Raw genomic sequence first — 18,792 nt, forward strand, 5'->3', positions numbered from 1 at the left:
CCAGTGTTTATTGGGGTTTTAAAACCAAGGATGCACGTAAAAAAATGCAGCGTTTATATCCAAGCATTTAACCCAGCAAAATTGCCTTGGTGGACTACTAGAACCTGTTGCAATCATTTTGAGAACCTGCATTTCGCGGGGTGTGAGTTCCGCAAATCCCGGTGGGAGTTGTTGGGGTTGATTTGGCTCACTGGAAGGTGTGGTGGCAGCAATTTTTTCTAAAATGCCAGGGCCAAACTGAGTGTAGCCTTTATAAATGCAACGGATGGCTTCTGCCAGTTCCTCCGAAGGGGTATCTTTTAACAAATATCCTTTTGCTCCAAAGCGGATGGCTTGGGCGACGTACTTGGCATCATCAAAGGTGGTAAGTACTAAAATTTTGCTAGCCGGAAACAGTTGGCACAGTTGTTGAGTAGCAGTAACACCATCCATGACTGGCATCCGAATGTCCATGAGAATAACATCTGGTGGCTGAGATTTGGTGTGTAGTATTTTAACCAAGTCAATGGCTTGTTGACCGTTACTAGCTTCTGCAACTACTTGAAAGTCGGGTTTGATTTCTAGCAGCGTTTTCAAACCCCGGCGGACAATTTCTTGATCTTCGACTAGTACAACCTGAATCATACTGTCATTCTAGGGAATTTGGCTGTAATTTTACAACCATTGCCAAGCTCGCTGGAAATTTCCAGTTGTCCAGCTAGTGCCAAGACTCGTTCGCGCATCCCTTGTAGTCCAAAGCCAGTTTGGTTTCCATCAATACAAAAGCCCCTACCGTTATCTTGTAGTGTGAGCGAAAGTTCAGTAGGTGTCGTTTGAATCTGTAACTGAACCGTTGTCGCCTCTGCATGTTTACAGATATTGGTCAAACCTTCCTGTACAATGCGATACATAGCTGTATTGACTGAGTTAGAGAAAGGCAGGGACATCTCGATATGACATTCGGGTGCAATTCCTGTAGTGTAGTGAAATTCCTGGGTAAGGGTTGCGATCGCCACCTCCAACAACTCACCTTGTAAAGGATCTGCCCGCATATCTGTAACAGATTGGCGAACGGCACTCAAAGCCTGAGATCCTAATTGTTTAGCTTCAACAAGAAACTCATAAGCCTTTTGTGGAGCTTCTTTCCAAAGAGTAAGCGCCGTTTCCATTTGAATGTTCAGCGCCACTAAAGAATGTCCCAAAGAATCATGGATATCACGAGCGATGCGATTGCGCTCTTCTAATACAGCCATTTGTTCAATGCGCTGGTTAAGTTCCTGTTCCTGTATTAGTAGTCTGCGTAACTCTGCTTGTGTCTGTTGCAAGTGGTCATTTTGTGCTTGCAATATCCTTTGCATCTGGCGAAGAGAGAGTTGAGTCTGAATACGAGCGAAGACTTCCTCTTCTTGAAACGGTTTAGTAATATAATCGACACCCCCAACCTCAAAAGCTTTGACTTTATCCAAAACTTCATTGAGCGCACTGATGAAGATGACAGGAATATCCTGAGTAAGTGGATTGGCTTTGAGATGTTGACAGACATTGTAGCCATCCATACCAGGCATATTAATATCTAAGAGAATTAAATCTGGTGGTTGAGCTTTGGCTCCCATAAGAGCAGCTGAACCACTCATCACTGCCCGTACATCATAGCCGCGATCGCTCAACAAACCGGATAATAATCGGAGGTTATCCGGCTTGTCATCAACGATGAGGATGTCTCCTTTGGATTGACTAGAATTTATTTGAAGTCCAGAGGAATATACAGTGTTGGTCATAAAGTCGTTCTAAGTCATGACGTAAAAAAGTCTAATTTGATTATTCCTTGTATTTTAAAACTCATGAAAGTTTGTTGTAGAAGTTTTTGTGGTAAGGTAGTTTGGATTTGATTTCTCCCTGAATCGATAGCTCTAAATTAGCCTAAATAAATATTTGCCGACATCTAATAAATGTCATGTCGAGACCATTACATTTGTCACTTGCGAGTTGATTAACTTTTTGTTGAATCCGACCGGGTGCAAATTGACTTTTACTAGAGAAAGTTGAAGAATAATCGTTAAGCCTTGTTGATTTTGGATACTTGTGTGTGGAATTGAACCGAGGTACAGCGTGATGATTACTCTCCCAAACATTGAGGTTCACTCCCAAATATACTTAAGCGCGAATTCAGTTGTGTACCGAGGGGTAAGCAAGTTAAGTAATACACCAATCATCCTGAAAGTCCTTAAACAGGATTATCCCACCCCTGGGGAACTTACCCGCTACAAACACGAATATGAGATCACTCGTTCTTTGGATATAAAAGGAGTGATAAAAGTTTATAGCATCCAAGAATATCAAAGAACACTCGTGATGCTGTTGGAAGATTTTGGCGGGGAGTCATTAGCAAAATTGTGTTCACAATTGCCTGGATTTAGCCCAATACCTTTGGCTGATTTCTTACGTTTGGCGATTCAAGTCACAGAGATATTGGGTAATATTCACAGCAGCAATGTCATTCATAAGGACATTAACCCCAGTAATATCGTTCTCAACAGAGCTACTGGGACGGTGAAAATTATCGATTTTGGGATCGCGACGCGATTTGCGCGCACAAATCCGAGTTTTAAAAACCCTAATGTTCTAGAAGGCACCGTCGCTTATATCTCGCCGGAGCAAACGGGGAGAATGAACCGGATGCTGGATTACCGCACGGATTTTTACTCCCTGGGAGTCACCTTCTACGAACTGCTAGTTGGGCAATTGCCGTTTGTAGCAACAGATGTACTGGAATTGGTGCATTGTCATATTGCTCTTAAGGCACTTCCATCCCACCAAGTGAATGCAGAGATACCTGAAATTGTCTCTAGCATCATTATGAAATTAATGGCAAAAAATGCCGAGGAGCGGTATCAAAGCGCTTGGGGAATTAAGGCAGATTTAGAAGAATGTCTGCATCAGCTAGAAAACACAGGTGGAATGGAAGCGTTCAAATTAGGTAGTCACGATATTTATGATAAGTTTCAGATTCCGCAAAAACTTTATGGACGTGAAACCCAAGTTGAAACGTTATTGGCGGCGTTTGAGCGAATCATTACAGGGTCAAGTTCAGTAGTAGATGCATCTGCCAACTGCAAGCCTCAAAGTGAGATGATGCTTGTCACAGGCTATTCTGGCATTGGTAAATCAGCCCTAGTCCAAGAAATTTATAAACCGATAACCTCTAAACGCGGTTATTTTATTACAGGTAAATTTGACCAGTTTGGGCGCAATATTCCTTACTCTGCAATTGTTAATGCTTTTGGCTCATTAGTGAGGCAACTGCTGAGTGAACCAGAAGCTTGTTTACAACAGTGGAGAGAAAACATTCAAGCCGCTTTGGGTGCGAATGGGCAAGTAATTGTTGATGTGATTCCTGAAGTCGAACTGATAATTGGTAAACAGCCAGCAGTCCCAGAAGTTGGGGCAACTGAAGCTCAAAATCGCTTTAATTTGGTGTTTCAAAAGTTCATTCGGGTGTTTTGTGCAAAAGAACATCCTTTAGTTATCTTTCTGGACGATTTGCAGTGGGTAGACTCGGCAACGTTGAAGTTAATCGAACTGATGATGAGCGATCGCTCTTCACAATACTTGTTTTTGATTGGAGCGTATCGGGAGGAGGAAGTTAACTCAACTCATCAATTAACAATCACTCTTGAGGAGTTGAAAAAAGCGGGGACAACAATTGATCAGATTACTTTAGAGCCTTTAGGGTTGGAGGCTGTAGCTCAATTAATTGCCGATACATTACATAGTGGCACTGCTTGGGTTCAACCTTTAGCAGAGTTAATAATAAATAAAACTGATGGAAATCCCTTCTTTGTGAATGAGTTTCTCAAAACTCTGTACGCTGAAAATCTGCTGAGTTTTGATTTTGCGAGTCGCACCTGGCAATGGGATATCGCTCAAATTCATGCCAGGGATATAACTGACAATGTAGTGGAGTTGATGATTGGCAAGCTCAAGCAACTGCCACAATCAACGCAGAATCTATTAAGTTTGGCAGCTTGTGTTGGTGCTAATTTCAATTTAAGCATCCTCGCTACTATCTGTGAAAAATCACCAGATGAACTTTACCCCGCGTTAGTTGAAGCAGTTCACGCAGGAGTCATCCTACCCATATCCGAATTAGATGCTCAACTATTAATTCAGGATTATAAATTCTTGCATGACCGCATTCAACAAGCGGCGTATGCTCTGATTGGGGAAAATCAAAAACAAATCCTTCACTTACAAATCGGTCGCAATCTGTGGCAGCAAGCAAGCGAAACTTTATCGGAAAATGTCTTTGAGATCGTTGATCATCTTAACCTCAGTATTGCACTGGTGATTGAGCCAGCAGAACGAGAAGCGATCGCACAGTTAAATTTGATTGCAGCAAAGAGAGCAAAAGCGGCGACAGCTTATAATGCCACATTGAGATATCTGACTACAGGGATAAAATTGCTGATCGTAGATAGTTGGCAATATCAATACGATCTCAGCTTAGTTCTGCATGAGGAAGCAGCAGAAGCAGCATACTTGTGCAGTGACTTCGATGAAATGGAGAAATGGGCAACGGTTGTCTTGGAACAAGCCAAGACTGTTCTGGACAAAGTGAAAGTTTATGAGGTCAAAATTCTAACCTGCATCGCGCAGAGTAACAGACTCGAAGCTGTCAAGATAGGGCTACAAGTTCTCGAACAGTTGGGGGTGAGTTTCCCTCAGTTGCCTACTCATCTGGATGTTCAGCAGAAGTTGGAAGAAACAAGAGCTGCTTTGAGGGGGAAGAGTATAGGGGACTTGATTAGCTTGCCTGTGATGACAGATAAATACAAACTTGCAGCCATGCGGATCTCATGTAGTATAGGCGGTGCTACCTATCAAGCTGCACCGATATTGCTACCACTGATTCTGTGCGAACAGATAAACTTATTGCTTGAGTATGGTAACTCTCTCTTTTCTGCTTTTACTTATGCTGGTTACGGACTCATTTTAAGTGGGGTAGCCAATGATATTGATATTGAAACCGCTTATCAATTTGGTGAATTGGCTTTAAATCTGATTGATAGGTTCAATTATACAGGACAGAAGTGTAAGATAAACTTTATAGTTGCAAAGTTCATAACACATATAAAACATCATGTAAAAGAGGCTTTATCACTTTATGAAGAATCTTACTTTAGCGGCATAGAAAATGGAGATTTTGAATATGCTAGCTATGCCGTAAGGACTAAAGGTGAATATTCATACTTCAGTGGTCTAGAACTGGCGAAGTTGGAACGGGAGCTTGCTTTCTGTCATCATGCTATAGCTCAATTGGGGCAGGAAAATGTCTTAACTCAGAATCAAGTCGATCATCAAGTAGTTCTTAATTTACTTGGAAGGGTTGAAAATCCCTGCCACCTACAAGGAGAAGTATACAACGAAAAGAAAATGCTGCCTCTTTATTTAGCTGCCAATGACAGAACTACAATTCATTACCTTTATAGCCATAAGCTTATCCTCTGTTATCTATTTGAAGAGTTTAATAAAGCCGTAGAAAATGCCAGATATACCGAACAGTATTTGGATGGTACGACAGGAGCGCTAAACGTCCCTATATTCTATTTCTATGATTCTCTGGCTCGTCTGGCGATATTTCCATCTATTTCCAGTGTAGAACAAGAAAAGTTACTCCTCAAGGTGAACAGTAATCAAGAAAAAATGCAGAAGTGGGCACACCATGCTCCCATGAATTTCCAGCATAAATACGATTTGGTTCAAGCAGAAAAATTCAGAGTATTGGGTAATATTGTTGAGGCTGAAGAGTTTTATGAACGAGCAATTATTGGAGCTTGTGAGAACGAATATATCCAAGAAGAAGCATTAGCTTATGAATTAGCAGCCAAGTTTTATGAATCGCGTGGCTTTTCCAAGTTTGCTTCTACTTATATGAAAGAAGCACACTATTGCTATAAGCGCTGGGGAGCAAGCGCCAAAGTTAAAGATTTAGAAACCAGATATCCACATCTTCTGACTACTTCATCAGCAGGGAGGAGCATTACTATACACAGGGATACCAAAACTCCTGTTACGACAACTGACAATAGTTCAAACAAAGATTTGGATTTAGCTACAGTCATCAAAGCATCACAAGCAATTTCCGGTGAAATTGTTCTTGAGAAGTTACTCGCAGCTTTGATGAAAATCTTAATTGAGAATGCTGGGGCGCAAACGGGTTACTTGCTTTTAGAAGCTGAAGGACAATTGCTAATTGAAGCTGTTGGCAAGGTTAATGATGAACAAGTGAGTGTTTTGCAGTCAATCTCCATTGATGATTGCCTACCAACATCTATCATTAACTATGTCGCACGCACTCATGAGAATGTAGTCTTAAATGATGCAACATACGAAGGTAACTTTACTAGTGAGCCTTATATTTCGGTGCATCAAACTAAATCGATTTTGTGTACTCCACTGCTCAACGGTAGTAGGTTGATTGGCATTCTCTACCTGGAAAATAATCTCACAGTTGGGGCATTTACAAAAGAGCGCTTATCAGTCCTAAATTTGTTATCCTCTCAAGCGGCAATCTCAATTGAAAATGCCACTCTCTACACCCAGTTAGAGCAAAAGGTACAACAGCGCACTGCTGAACTCGCCCAAGCTACAGAACAGGCGCAGGTCGCAAATCTTGCCAAAAGCGCTTTTTTGGCAAACATGAGCCATGAACTTCGGACTCCCCTAAATACGATTCTAGGCTTTTCCCAATTGCTGAATCGCTCAAATGAATTGTCTCAAGAATCCCAGGAATATTTAGAAATAATCAACCGCAGTGGCGAATATTTGCTGACTCTGATTAACCAAGTTCTAGAACTATCTAAAATCGAAGCGGGACAGACACTACTTAATGAAACATCTTTCAATCTTCATCGCTTACTGAGTGAATTGCAGAATATGTTCCAACTTAAAGCCAAGGATAAGGATTTATACTTGCGTTTTGAGTTACAACCGGAAGTGCCACAAGTTATCTGCACAGATGAGGTCAAACTACGTCAAGTGTTGATTAATCTGCTCTCCAATGCACTCAAGTTTACCAAATCCGGGGGTGTGTTGGTGAGAGTATCGATTTTATCAGATGAATTATTAGTAGTCGAAGACAACAGACAAGAGAAAATCCACTTTGAAGTTGAAGATACTGGTGTTGGTATTAACACTAAGGAGTTAGAGCAGCTATTTGAAGCCTTTGTACAAACTCAAACTGGTATTCAATCGCAACAAGGGACTGGTTTAGGATTGGCGATCGCTCGCTCGTTTGTACAATTGATGGGAGGCGACATTACTGTGAGTTCTTCTGTAGGATATGGCAGTGTCTTCAAGTTTGATATTTGCGTATCTTCAGTTGAAACTCCCCAAACCCAAGCACCACAATCAACTCGTCGCGTTTTGGCTCTACAACCAAATCAGCCTAACTATCGGCTGTTAATTGTGGATGACCTGCCTGAAGGTCGCCAACTACTGATGAAATTGCTTTCTGGTTTTGGTTTTGAACTGCAACAAGCAACTGATGGTCAACAGGCAATTGAAGTTTGGCAAAAATATTCGCCGCACTTAATATTTATGGATATGCGGCTACCAGTACTCAATGGACTGGAAGCTACAAAACGGATTAAATGCACTACCTCTGGTATTGCTACAAAAATTGTGGCTGTAACTGCCTCCTCTTTAGAGTCAGAGCGAGCTGCAATCCTAGCTGCTGGTTGTGATGACTATATCCGTAAGCCATTCCAAGAGGCTGATATTTTCAATACTATATCTCAGCATCTTGGTGTGCTATATATCTATGATGAAGCAGTTAACACACTATCCAAAACTCAAAACAAGCCAGATATTTTAACTCCTAGTGCTTTAAATGCTTTGGGGGTTGATTTAATTGAACAGTTACATTCTTCTGCTAAACGGGTGGATGGCAAGCAAATTCTGAAAATCATTGAGCAAATTTCCCATAATCATGCTGATATTGCCTCAAGCCTTACTGATCTGGTCGATAACTTTTGTTTTGAAGAAATTGTCGCTTTAACTCAACCAGACTAGAACAATACTCCCCAGCATCAAGCACACCCCAGCCCGGATTTCTTGTCAGCTAAATTTTGTGTTTACTTGCATTCGCCACTTATGTGCAATTTGTATTGACTTTTCACGGTATGTCACCCCTTTTGCTCAAGCGCGTTCCGGCACTTTTGGGGCAGAGCATTTTATAACTGGTTAGTGCTTTATCAAACCATACTCGTTTGAAACACACTGTGATTTTTTCATGAACTGATGACAGATGTCATGGGAACACCATGACATCTATTCGATGTGGGTAATATCTGTTTCCTATAAATTAAGGCTATCGAGTCAAGGGACACCTGAAATTCAAATTTTATCAGCAACGCCTTAATTTATTTTAGGAGGAGAAACATGGCTCAAATATTATGCCTTTTACAGAAATGTTTTCGGAAAAACATCCTTATTTACATTGCCCTTTGCTTACTATTATTTATCCCCGAAAGAGCTTTAGCCCAAAAGGACAATAATTTTGACGATCCTCCACCGCAGACTTCAGGTAGGTCAGGCGGTTCTAGACTGAAGTAGCTGAAGTCTGAGGCGACTTCAAATAAACATTGTTATTTTATCTCTCTTTTTGGGAAGTGCTCTGGTTAAGGACAGGTGGATTTTAATTATCGGCATCGGGTAAAAATTTTCGAGCCACAGACGATCAGACAGAATAATTTACACCACTCTCAAGTACTATCGCCCTTGCTTACCTTTGCATGTATTGCTCAAATTTCAATTGAACGATCGCTTGTACTTATGCCATAAAGTATTTGTTCATCAAACTCTCATCTGATGGTAATTATTAAAACACGTAAACTTGATGAGCATAGGCGTAGCCTTATGTCTAATAACAAGCCCTTCAGGTTCGGGGGTGATGCTCCTAACGTCGCTAACGCTTCGCTAGTGCAATCGACATAAACCCCCTTCGCGGAACGTCTCGTAGAGAAGATGGCGACCTCTTCAACACTCTACATTTATGCACTTGTTAAAGACGCTTGCTTTGAAACTCGACGAGTGGCTTTAATTAAATCGGCGGCCTTTTCGCCAATCATAATTGTGGGTGCGTTAGTATTTCCCGTGGTGATAGTTGGCATAATTGAAGCATCCACGACACGCAACCCTTCAACTCCATATACCCGCAGTTCAGGATCTACTACTGAATCAGAGTCTGTTCCCATTTTGCAAGTGCCAACTGGGTGCCATATAGTATCACACGTTTCTCTGACGTAAGCTTCAAGTGCTTCATCACTAGTTACATCAGCACCAGGAGCAACTTCCTCACCTCGGAAGTCATCAAAGGCAGTTGAGTGTAACAGTTGACGAGTAATTTTGATTCCTGTAACCAGCTTCTGCAAATCGGATTGACTTTGGAGATAATTCATCTGTATTACAACTGGGTCATGGGGTGAAGCAGAACGCAGAGTGAGATGGCCACGGCTTTGAGGATTCGTTAGACAGGCTGTAGCTGCGAATCCTGGCCCTTCACGGGTATAAGCAGGATGTGTCCACAAAACAGGGCCAGAGTGAAACTGTAAATCTGGTGAAGTATCTAAACGACCTTCAGTATGCAAGAACAATCCAGCTTCGGCGATATTGCTGGTTGGAGCAGGTTGCAGATCCTGAGTAGCTTGGTGTGCAACGCCGACAGCAAGGTGATCTTGGAGGTTTTGACCGACACCTGGCAAATCGATAAGTACGGGAATGCCTAGCGATCGCAACTGTTCTGCATTGCCAATCCCAGAGAGCATAAGCAGTTTGGGCGAATCAAACGCGCCAGCAGAAAGAATTACTTCCTGATTTACAAAGGTTTGGTGTATCGTTCCCTCGTGCAGATATTCCACTCCAATAGTGCGCGTTCCCTCAAACAGTAAACGAGTAACTAATGCACCAGTGGTAACTGTTAAGTTGGGGCGATCCAAAATTGGTACTAAAAACGCTGCTGCTGTACTGTGCCGCTTACCATTTTTAATCGTCAACTGGTAAAGTCCGGCTCCCTCCTGTTGTACGCCATTAAAATCAGGATTAAGCTCATAACCAAGTGTGACTGCTGCTTCTATAAATCGATATGATGTTACTTCAGGTGCTAAGGGATCTGTGACACTCAGCAATCCATCTGCTCCATGAAATTCGGATGCGCCATGCGGCTGGTTTTCAGATTTCTTGAAATATGGCAACACATCTTGGTAACTCCAGCCGGGATTGCCTAATTCTTGCCAGCGATCGTAATCATGCCGACTGCCGCGAATATAAATCATGGCGTTGATTGAACTGGTTCCACCCAAAGCTTTCCCACGCGGACAATAGATTTTGCGGTTATTAATGTACGGTTCTTCTTCCGTAAAATATGCCCAGTCTACCCCAGTACCCCAGAGTTTTGTCCAGTCTAGAGGAACTTGATGCTCTGGTAAGGTAGGTGGATTGCCTGCTTCAAGTAATAATACAGTTGTTTTACCGTCTTCTGTGAGGCGGTTGGCGACGACACAGCCCGCCGAGCCTGCACCAATCAAAATATAATTGTATTCAGTCATAAAATTATCCTTATTCTGTAATTCTGCTGTCTGTAGTTGATAACTTTAGTTAGAAACAAACGGAAATTTATAACTTTAACAAGCTATCGCTAAAAAACTTATGAGACATTCGCTCATAGTGCTGGCAAAGATTTGATCGCCCAAGCAGATAATCAACGATTGGGCTTTCATAGCGTGGCTGAAGGAAATTACCAATGTAGCCATAGGCAGTGGCATCTAAGGTTGTGGGTTCGTCTCCCATAAAAAATGGTTTGTCTGCCAGAAAGTCTGAAAGGGCTTGAAAATCAGCACAAATAATTTGACTGATTTCTTTATGACTGTGACGACCGATTCCATGACTGTGCATCTGAGAGATTATCGTTTTACGAAACTCGTCAGCAAACGGTTCTGATATTTCTAGTGGTGTCTCAGGGAAGAGCGCACGCGCTACTATTACTCGATAGTGTTGCCAGTTTTCTTCTATGCCGAAGCGAACTTCGGCTGCTCCCCAGAGAGTGTTCTCTTTGAGCATACGGCGGAACGCTAGGGAGAGCGATCGCTCAACGGGAGTCAAACTAGCATCGAGATCAATCCCTTCTGTTTGCTTAAACATCTCAATGATTAAGAAGGCATCACCTATCAGTTTTCCCTGATAGTCAATGAAGGGAATTTTACCCTTGGGGGCAATCTCAAAACTTTGTGCTTTCACGATGACCTTTTCGTAGGGTAGCTTTGCCATGCGGAACCAAGTTTCAAGTTCTAGACTGGGTGGGCTGATGCTAGGTAAATCCTCAAAGGATGGTGCAGTGTATAAGCTAATCATTTTTTCAAACTCCTTTATGCGGCTAAAACGGGTTTACGATGAATGCTGAATATTGCATTACTTGCTCTCAACTGGAGCCATAAAAATTGGCTGACCAAGCACTTGTTCAACTATCTGAGGCTTGATGGACTGCAAATACCCAGTTGCAAGTTGAGGGGGCAAAACTCTAACATCAGCCAGTTTTCCACCCAAAACTCAATCACTTTGAACGGCCCACGGTCACAAAGCGCAACTTGCCAATTCTCACGCCTACCAATTTGCTCAATCTGCTGTTGGCTAGCAGGAACAGAAATCGCGGCGTGAGTTGCTACAAAATCAGGTGAACTAGAAGTTTGGATAACTTTACTCGGTTCTGTGTCGGAACCTGGAACACACACAGATCCTAAAGGAAACACTTCAATTCCAGTGCCATATTCATCAAATGCAAACACAGCGTAGCTTCCGGGATTAGGAAAATTAAAGACCTTACCATGCCAAATTTCTGCCAGCACACTAGCAACGCGAAGCGGGTTTTGAGCAGCGATGGAAATATGATGAATCATCAGAATTACTCCATTATTAAGAAAGTTAAGCGATCGCCGACAAACTATTATTCATTAAGCTAACTTCTCCTTGTGCATTTTTATTTACCAAGTAATTAATTCCGCGATAGCTCAATTTATAAGTTGCAGGTTGTAAAGAAACTTCCGCAGATTTAGCATTGGGATCAACACGATAACTAACCCCTCTATACATCAGATTATAAGTTGAGCTAACACTAGGTACTGGTTGAAAAGGTTTTTCTGTTGTTCTGCTGACAACTGTTGAAGAGTTTAACTCGTAGCTTAAACCGCGATAGTGAAGTTTCATATTTCGCCTCGTTAATTGTGAATAAAGATATAGTTATTCGTGTAATGATTAATGAAGAGTTATTAATCTATATTTTTTAGTTATATAAAAATTAAATTATCTGGCTAACTTACTAAAAAATCGATATTAACTCTTCATAAATTGCCTTATATTGCTAGTTTCTAATCCACTTTGCTACTAACCGATTACGCTGTCCATCAAATTCGTTCACCCAAACCATAAAGAGTTTAGCTTGATTTGCTTTTAGTTTCTGGTTGAGCAAATCATCAGAAGATACTGTTGATGATACGCTAAGTAAAGATTTATCAGAAATGTTTAAAAGTTGCATAATTTTGTACCTTTGATTGTTTGATAACTGTAAATAATTACAAAATTCATTGATGTAATTCCGTAAAAATTTTTTAATATATAAATCAACTAAAGTATCGGGTTAAGATACCAAGATGAAGTTTATGCAACACTGACGTACTAACTGTTCGCTTTCGTTGCATAATCTCAGAATAGATAAATTAAATTAGGAATACATCGTCAAGCGAGGAAATCAGTTTTCCAATTTTGGAAATTTACTCACGCGTATTTGCAAACTGTTAAAAATTGAATCTTTAATTCCTTTGACTTGCTACTATAAATAAATTCATGCTGTAAAATTCACAGGTATAGTCTCCCTTATGCCATCATGCAACGCTCTTTACAACGTATCCGTCGCGTTCAGGCAGTCTTATTTTTTACAACACTGATTTTATGCTTGTGGTTGGGGCATCCTTCTCTAACAGTTGGGCATAAAGTAATTGCAGAGATAGCAACAACTCAATCGTCAGGTTTAACACATTCAGTACAACAAGGGCTTAAGCTATACCATGTTGGCGAAATTCAGGGGGCAATCAAATCTTGGCAAGCATATCTCTCCAATCAACAGCGTCACAGTAATTTTGTTGAAGAAATCAGTGTCAGGACATACCTTGCTAGAGCATATCAGCAAGTAGGGCAAATACCAGAGGCGATCGCCCAATTAAAACAAGTTATTGCCTACTATCGTCAGAAAAACGAACCGATTAAAGTAGGACGGATGCTGACAGAACAGGCGCAACTCTACAGTAGTTTGGGACAGCACCGACGCGCAGTTAGTATTTTGTGCGGTCAAAATCAAAGCAATGCTAGCTGTATTCCAGATAGTGCCATAGAAATTGCTCACCATCACTCAGATGATCTCGGCGAAGTAGCTGCTTGGGGTAGTCTGGGGAATGCTCATCGTCTCCAAGGCGAATACGAGCAAGCTATTCAAGATTTTAACCGCAGCTATAAAATTGCCAAGCGCATCGATAATCAAACTTATATAGTATCTACGTTTGATGGGTTAGCTAATACTTACGCTAACTTAGCTAAAAGCAATCAACGTCGTGCTGAATTTGCCTATGAGGTAGGCGATAAGAAAGCTGCTCAAAAATTCCAACAATATACTGTAGCTCATGATAACCAAGCTATACAGTATTTTGAACAAAGTCTGACTTTTTCTCGTAGTCAAAATGATCAAGTTAATGAATTGCGATCGCTACTAGGTTTAGTTAAACTTTATCACCGTCAACATCAATCAATAGTTAACAATACGCTACAGCAAGCACTAATTATATTAGATAAATTACCCGACTCTCGCAATAAAGCATACGCGGCAATTCAACTTGCTAATCTTCTACAAATAGTCAACCAAAAAAGCGATGTTACTACTAATGCAGTAATTCAATGCTTAAAGTCAGAATCATTGCCCAAGTCTATTGAACTACTCAATAAGGCTCTGACAATTACACAAAAAATCCAAGATCGTGAGGGAGAAGCCTTTGCCAAAGGTCGATTAGGACACATTTACGAATGTGAACAAAACTATCAACAAGCGATAAATTTAACTCAACAAGCACTTACTGGTACTGTCGCTGATGAAAACCTTTATTTGTGGGCATGGCAGGCGGGACGCTTATCTAAAGCCACAGGTAAAGTGCAAGAAGCAATTAATTTTTATGAAAAATCCATTGACAGCCTCAAAAATCTTCGTAGCGACCTAAGTTTACAACAGCGAGATTTTCAGTTTGATTTTCGAGACAATGTTGAGCCAGTCTACCGCGAATTTTTAGAGTTACGTGTAGAGCAAACTAATAATTTTATTCGAGAGTCAGATATTCAAAATAACTTGAGTTCTATACTTCCCATAGTAGATGAGTTAAGGTTAGCAGAACTACAAAACTATTTAGGGAATAATTGCGATTTAGCCCTAATTCAAAAACCAGTACCATTAGTGGGGAAAAAGACCGCAGTCTTCAGTTCGATTATTTTAAAAGAACGTCTTGCTATTATTCTTACCTTGGCTGACGGTCAGCAAAAATTTAAGTCAAAAGTTTTTTTGTTTCCTGTTAAAAATCAAGAATTAAAAGATATTATTAACGATTTACGAATCAAACTAGAAAAGCGATCCGACTTGGAAAACACTTATAAAGCCAGAGCGCAACAAGTATATGACTGGTTTATTCGTCCTTTTATTGCCGATTTAGAAAAAGAAAAAATTGAAACTTCAGTGTTTATTCAAGACGGCATTCTGCGGAGTATTCCGATAGCTGCACTGTTTGATGGTAAGCAATTCTTGATCGAAAAGTATGCGATCGCCTTTGCACCAGCATTAACTCTGACAAATCCTCAACAGTCTAACCCAGAAAAATTAAGGGTATTAGCTTTTGGCTTGACACAATCAGCTACTGTCGAAACAGATGCAGGTTCAAAAAGTTTTGAGCTACTGACACAAGTTCAATCTGAGGTGAAAGCTATTACAACGATTTTATAAAAATTTGTAATTGCTTACAGATAAAAAAAGTTTTGCCACCAATGATTTACTATAGGCCAAGTCAACTCACAAATAGTGCCTTGTGGAGAGTTAGGATATCGTCGAAACTTGCCTTTTAATTGTCGGGCTAAATCTTGAGCTTGCTTTGTTCCCTGTCCACTACGTTGATAGGTTTTAGTTAATATTGCGATTCCATTATCAATTATTTGCAGGCAATAATGTTTTGATGAGCGTGTACACATAACATCCAGACGAGTAGCACCTTGGGAATGTTTGCCAACATTACATAAAGCTTCTTGTAAGAAAAGGTACAATTCTCGCTTTTGATTAAGATTTAAATGGCACTCTGCTAATGGTTCAAAATTAGGTGGAATAAAACTTTGGATTGTTGTAAATCCTTGAAAGTTTCTTCTTAATGTAATCTCATAAACATAATAAAGCATCTCAGCAATTGGAGTTTGTAAATCCAGAACTTCTTTTCCCTCTAAATAAACACTCTGATTGCGACTGAGCATTTCTTGACTGAGATATTCAGGAATAGCCCGTAACTCTCGATTAATTTGTTCGAGTTGCGATCGCAATTTCTCTGTTTCTATCTCTTCTTCGCCAAGACTCCTCAAAATGACAGCCAAGCTTTGCAAAGGCCCGTTATGAATTGCTTCAAAAGAGCGTTTTAGAGTTAAACTACGCTGTTCGAGTAGCGTTCTTAAATCTCTGTCAAAAAAAAACGTTGTTAGTCCTGCACTTGTAAGAGCTAATAGAGTTGGTACTACAGGAATCCACCAGCCAAAAATGAGACTAATATAACAAATGCCAACGAGTCCGATACTAATTACACCAAGACTTAACAAGGTTTTTGCCGGAGATTGAAGGATTAAGCCCACAATTATGCCAAGTAAACCCCAAGCTAAAATCCATAAATATTCCCAAATTTCTAGCCATACTTTTAACAGTGGTCTGTTGTCTAAAACATGACTAATGATTTGGCTGGTAGCATGAGCATGAAATTCTACACCATAAATCCATTGGTATTGATTAGAAGATTCTTCAATTCCTAAAGCCGTGGTGTAAAGCGTATTTTTGACTGCGGAGATGATGAAACTATCTTTAACGCTAGGAGCAGTCATCCCAACAATCACAACGCGGTCTCGAATCCAGTTAGGATCAACTTTTTTATTGAGGATTTCTCTAAGCGATATTGTGCGAAAAGGTTGGGAATGTGAGCGAAAGTTCAGTAGCATTTGAAAGCCATTGGCATCAGTTCTTACATATCCGCCAGAATTTGGCAGAAAGCGAACTAGCTGACTCGAACCAAACTTAATAGGATCATAAGAGCGACGGCCATGCTCAAATTTTAGACCTTGTTCATCTAAATAAAATTGTGCTAAACGCAGAGGTAAGGAATATTTCAGTTCTCCAGTGTAAGTTTTACTTGCTATTAAACCACGTCGTAGTTTTCCATCGGGATCTACTATCGTATCTGCAAAGCCGACTCGTTGGGGAGGTAACTCAGGTGGAGGTTTAACATTAAAAGATTGCTTACGATTTAATGCTACTTCAATTCCAATAATGTTTGCATTCTGTCGCCAGACAGGTGCAAGCTCTGCATTAGCAGAATCATTCTTATCTCTAAAAAGGTCAAGACCGATGACTCTGGGTTGATAGCTATTTAAGATGTTCAACATTTGGGCAATTTCCTGATCTGGGATAGGAAATTTGCCGACATAGTTGATATCATCCTCATCAATACCCACAATTACCACTCGCTGATCGACAGTTTCATTAGGCCGTAGCCGCAGTAATTGATCAAAAACTAGCCACTCTTGCGATTGCAATAGTCCTACTGAGCGAACAAATATAATAATTCCTACAACTGAGAGTCCTGGTAGCACCACTTCTCGCCAGAGTTTCAGTTCCCGATAAAGTTTTTTCGATAAATTATTTTGCCTAAAAAATGCCAATCTCATCAGTTAATTAATCCGATTTTTCTTGCTGCAATTTCAATTTGTATTCTCAATTCTTTACCAGGTTCATCATAAATGCCTAAAGCATCTTGCAGTCTAATCCAGTAGTTCCGTACAGTACGATCGCTCAAGTTCATTCTTTGGGCGATCGCTTTGTCTGTTAATCCTTCTTCATATTTCAATTTCAGTACTTCAATCCATTTTCGATCAAATTCTGGGCGCGATCTCAATTCTGAAGATAAATAAATAGAACCACGCAATGCCAAGTCAATGAACTTTAACATTTCGCGGATTGGTAAGGATTTATCCATCGCTGCAAAACCACCTTCATAGGCATTAATTATCGGTTTGAGACGCACCAATGGTTTAATATTGGTGCTTAGAACCACTAAACTAGGGGCAAGAGGACTTGACATCAAAGTTCTGATCAATTGTATCCCAACCTCAATCTGGGCTGGAGCTTGAGGCTTTTCTGGTAGACATAAATCAACAATCAGCAAGTCTGGGTGGTAGTGTTCAAATTGCTGGTATGCAGTTTGGGCATCCTGAGCCGCTAAGATTTCTGCTTGGGGATATTTCTCTTGGAGTGCTGGAATAGTACCTTGAAGAATAGCTTCATGGTCATCAATAACTAAAAATTTTTGTAGATTTTGCTTGGTTTCCTGACTCATAAGTTTTTACTTTTAAATACATTTATCCAACCTATAAAAACTACATCAAGCCTAACTTTTCAGTGGCTATAAATTAACCTTGCATCTCGGTTAAATTCTTATTCAAGTCTAGAATACAAATAATTAACTGCTGGCGTGTTGCTATTTGTGGAAGTTAGTTTTCCAGTTTTGGAAACTCAAATTTTTAGTTAAATAATATTAAAATTTATCAAGCTATATCATGATATAAGATTACTACTGATTGCAAAAAATTAAGCAGGTTTGTGAAAACTAAATCAAGGTGCGAGCAACACTCTCAATTTAGCTCTGGAGTAATAACTCTTACAGAATGCTTTGCGATGGGCTACGTCCCGCCTTTGGCGATCGCAACTTTTGTCATGGCTAACCCTGTCGATGCCCAAATAGTTCCCGATAATACCTTGCCAGTAAATTCTAGTGTCGTGCCAGGATGCATCGCTTGCACAATTGAAGGGGGAACAGTTCGAGGAAACAACCTGTTTCACAGTTTTCGTGAGTTTTCTATACATAAAGGTGGAGAAGCGTTTTTTAATAATCCTACTCAGATTCAGAACATTCTCACTCGCGTTACAGGTAACTCAGTATCTAATATTGATGGATTGATTCAGGCAAATGGCACTGCAAATTTATTTTTAATCAATCCGAATGGAATTGTTTTTAATTCCAATGCCGCTCTCAATAAACTTGTCCGAAATATTAACTTAGGAAAAGAAAAATGGTAAAACGTTAAGTTGAGTGTCTACCATTTTTCCGAATAAGTTATGGTTTTTGATTATATCCAAAAGTATCCACACAGAACAAAACAAATTTTAGGGATTAGTTACGAGCAACTACAATCATTACTAAATTGCGCCAGACAACGCCATCAAGAAATAAAAATCAAACAAGAGGGCCAAAAAATAAGAATTAATGCGGCTGGTGGTGGTCGCAAAGAAAAGTTATCAACCGAAGAACAAGTATGTTTATGCCTATTTTATTTAAGACAGATGCCAACATTTCAAGTATTAGGAATGTTATTTGAGGTATCTAAAACAGAGGCTAACGATACTTTTCATTATTGGATACCAATTTTACGAGA

At 40.2% G+C, this 18,792-nt stretch carries 13 protein-coding genes; 4 read left to right on the top strand and 9 right to left on the bottom strand.

Going from position 1 to position 18,792, the window contains the following annotated elements; genetic code table 11:
* Positions 1-18: 18 nt before the first annotated feature.
* A complete protein-coding gene (locus H6G76_RS32615; RefSeq protein ID WP_190710127.1) occupies positions 19-624 on the bottom strand; it encodes a response regulator transcription factor in 606 nt (201 codons plus the stop codon).
* Entirely contained in the window at positions 621-1,757 is a 1,137-nt protein-coding gene (locus H6G76_RS32620; protein WP_199337609.1) for a response regulator, read from the bottom strand. The genes H6G76_RS32615 and H6G76_RS32620 overlap by 4 nt, the downstream gene beginning before the upstream one ends.
* A 334-nt stretch (positions 1,758-2,091) precedes the next feature.
* Here H6G76_RS32620 and H6G76_RS32625 point away from each other — a divergent pair, with 334 nt between their 5' ends.
* The gene (locus H6G76_RS32625; RefSeq protein ID WP_190710129.1) at positions 2,092-8,052 is read left to right on the top strand and encodes a hybrid sensor histidine kinase/response regulator; all 5,961 of its coding nucleotides are present in this window, start codon (positions 2,092-2,094) and stop codon (positions 8,050-8,052) included.
* A gap of 980 nt (positions 8,053-9,032) precedes the next feature.
* Here H6G76_RS32625 and H6G76_RS32630 read toward each other — a convergent pair.
* From H6G76_RS32630 to H6G76_RS32650, 5 genes are all read right to left on the bottom strand, one after another.
* Positions 9,033-10,586 carry a GMC family oxidoreductase gene (locus H6G76_RS32630; RefSeq protein WP_190710130.1) on the bottom strand — a complete coding sequence of 518 codons (1,554 nt, stop codon included), beginning with the start codon at positions 10,584-10,586 and terminating at the stop codon, positions 9,033-9,035.
* Between the two features lie 67 nt (positions 10,587-10,653).
* Positions 10,654-11,388 carry a glutathione S-transferase family protein gene (locus H6G76_RS32635; protein WP_190710132.1) on the bottom strand — a complete coding sequence of 245 codons (735 nt, stop codon included), beginning with the start codon at positions 11,386-11,388 and terminating at the stop codon, positions 10,654-10,656.
* Between the two features lie 110 nt (positions 11,389-11,498).
* Entirely contained in the window at positions 11,499-11,930 is a 432-nt protein-coding gene (locus tag H6G76_RS32640; protein ID WP_313934872.1) for a hypothetical protein, read from the bottom strand.
* 25 nt (positions 11,931-11,955) lie between these two features.
* A complete protein-coding gene (locus H6G76_RS32645; RefSeq protein ID WP_190710134.1) occupies positions 11,956-12,237 on the bottom strand; it encodes a DUF4278 domain-containing protein in 282 nt (93 codons plus the stop codon).
* A gap of 154 nt (positions 12,238-12,391) precedes the next feature.
* Positions 12,392-12,565, bottom strand: a complete 174-nt coding sequence (locus tag H6G76_RS32650) for a hypothetical protein (protein ID WP_190710136.1) — start codon at positions 12,563-12,565, stop codon at positions 12,392-12,394.
* Positions 12,566-12,913: 348 nt separating this feature from the next.
* On the opposite strand from H6G76_RS32650, the gene H6G76_RS32655 reads away from it, so the two are divergent.
* Complete coding sequence (locus H6G76_RS32655; protein ID WP_190710138.1) at positions 12,914-15,061, top strand: CHAT domain-containing protein; 2,148 nt, start codon at positions 12,914-12,916, stop codon at positions 15,059-15,061.
* 14 nt (positions 15,062-15,075) lie between these two features.
* On the opposite strand, the gene H6G76_RS32660 is transcribed toward H6G76_RS32655, so the two are convergent.
* Both H6G76_RS32660 and H6G76_RS32665 read right to left on the bottom strand, forming a co-directional pair.
* Positions 15,076-17,028 carry a CHASE2 domain-containing protein gene (locus tag H6G76_RS32660; protein ID WP_190710140.1) on the bottom strand — a complete coding sequence of 651 codons (1,953 nt, stop codon included), beginning with the start codon at positions 17,026-17,028 and terminating at the stop codon, positions 15,076-15,078.
* Complete coding sequence (locus H6G76_RS32665) at positions 17,028-17,696, bottom strand: response regulator transcription factor (protein ID WP_190710142.1); 669 nt, start codon at positions 17,694-17,696, stop codon at positions 17,028-17,030. Before H6G76_RS32665 ends, H6G76_RS32660 begins: the two co-directional genes overlap by 1 nt.
* A gap of 263 nt (positions 17,697-17,959) precedes the next feature.
* On the opposite strand from H6G76_RS32665, the gene H6G76_RS32670 reads away from it, so the two are divergent.
* Together H6G76_RS32670 and H6G76_RS32675 are read left to right on the top strand one after the other, a co-directional pair.
* Positions 17,960-18,436 carry a filamentous hemagglutinin N-terminal domain-containing protein gene (locus H6G76_RS32670; protein ID WP_397333998.1) on the top strand — a complete coding sequence of 159 codons (477 nt, stop codon included), beginning with the start codon at positions 17,960-17,962 and terminating at the stop codon, positions 18,434-18,436.
* 39 nt (positions 18,437-18,475) lie between these two features.
* Positions 18,476-18,792, top strand: a 317-nt coding sequence (locus H6G76_RS32675) for a transposase family protein (protein WP_190710144.1), incomplete at its 3' end; no start/stop codon positions are given.

This window comes from Nostoc sp. FACHB-152 (assembly GCF_014697475.1).
Lineage (GTDB): Bacteria > Cyanobacteriota > Cyanobacteriia > Cyanobacteriales > Nostocaceae > Nostoc_B.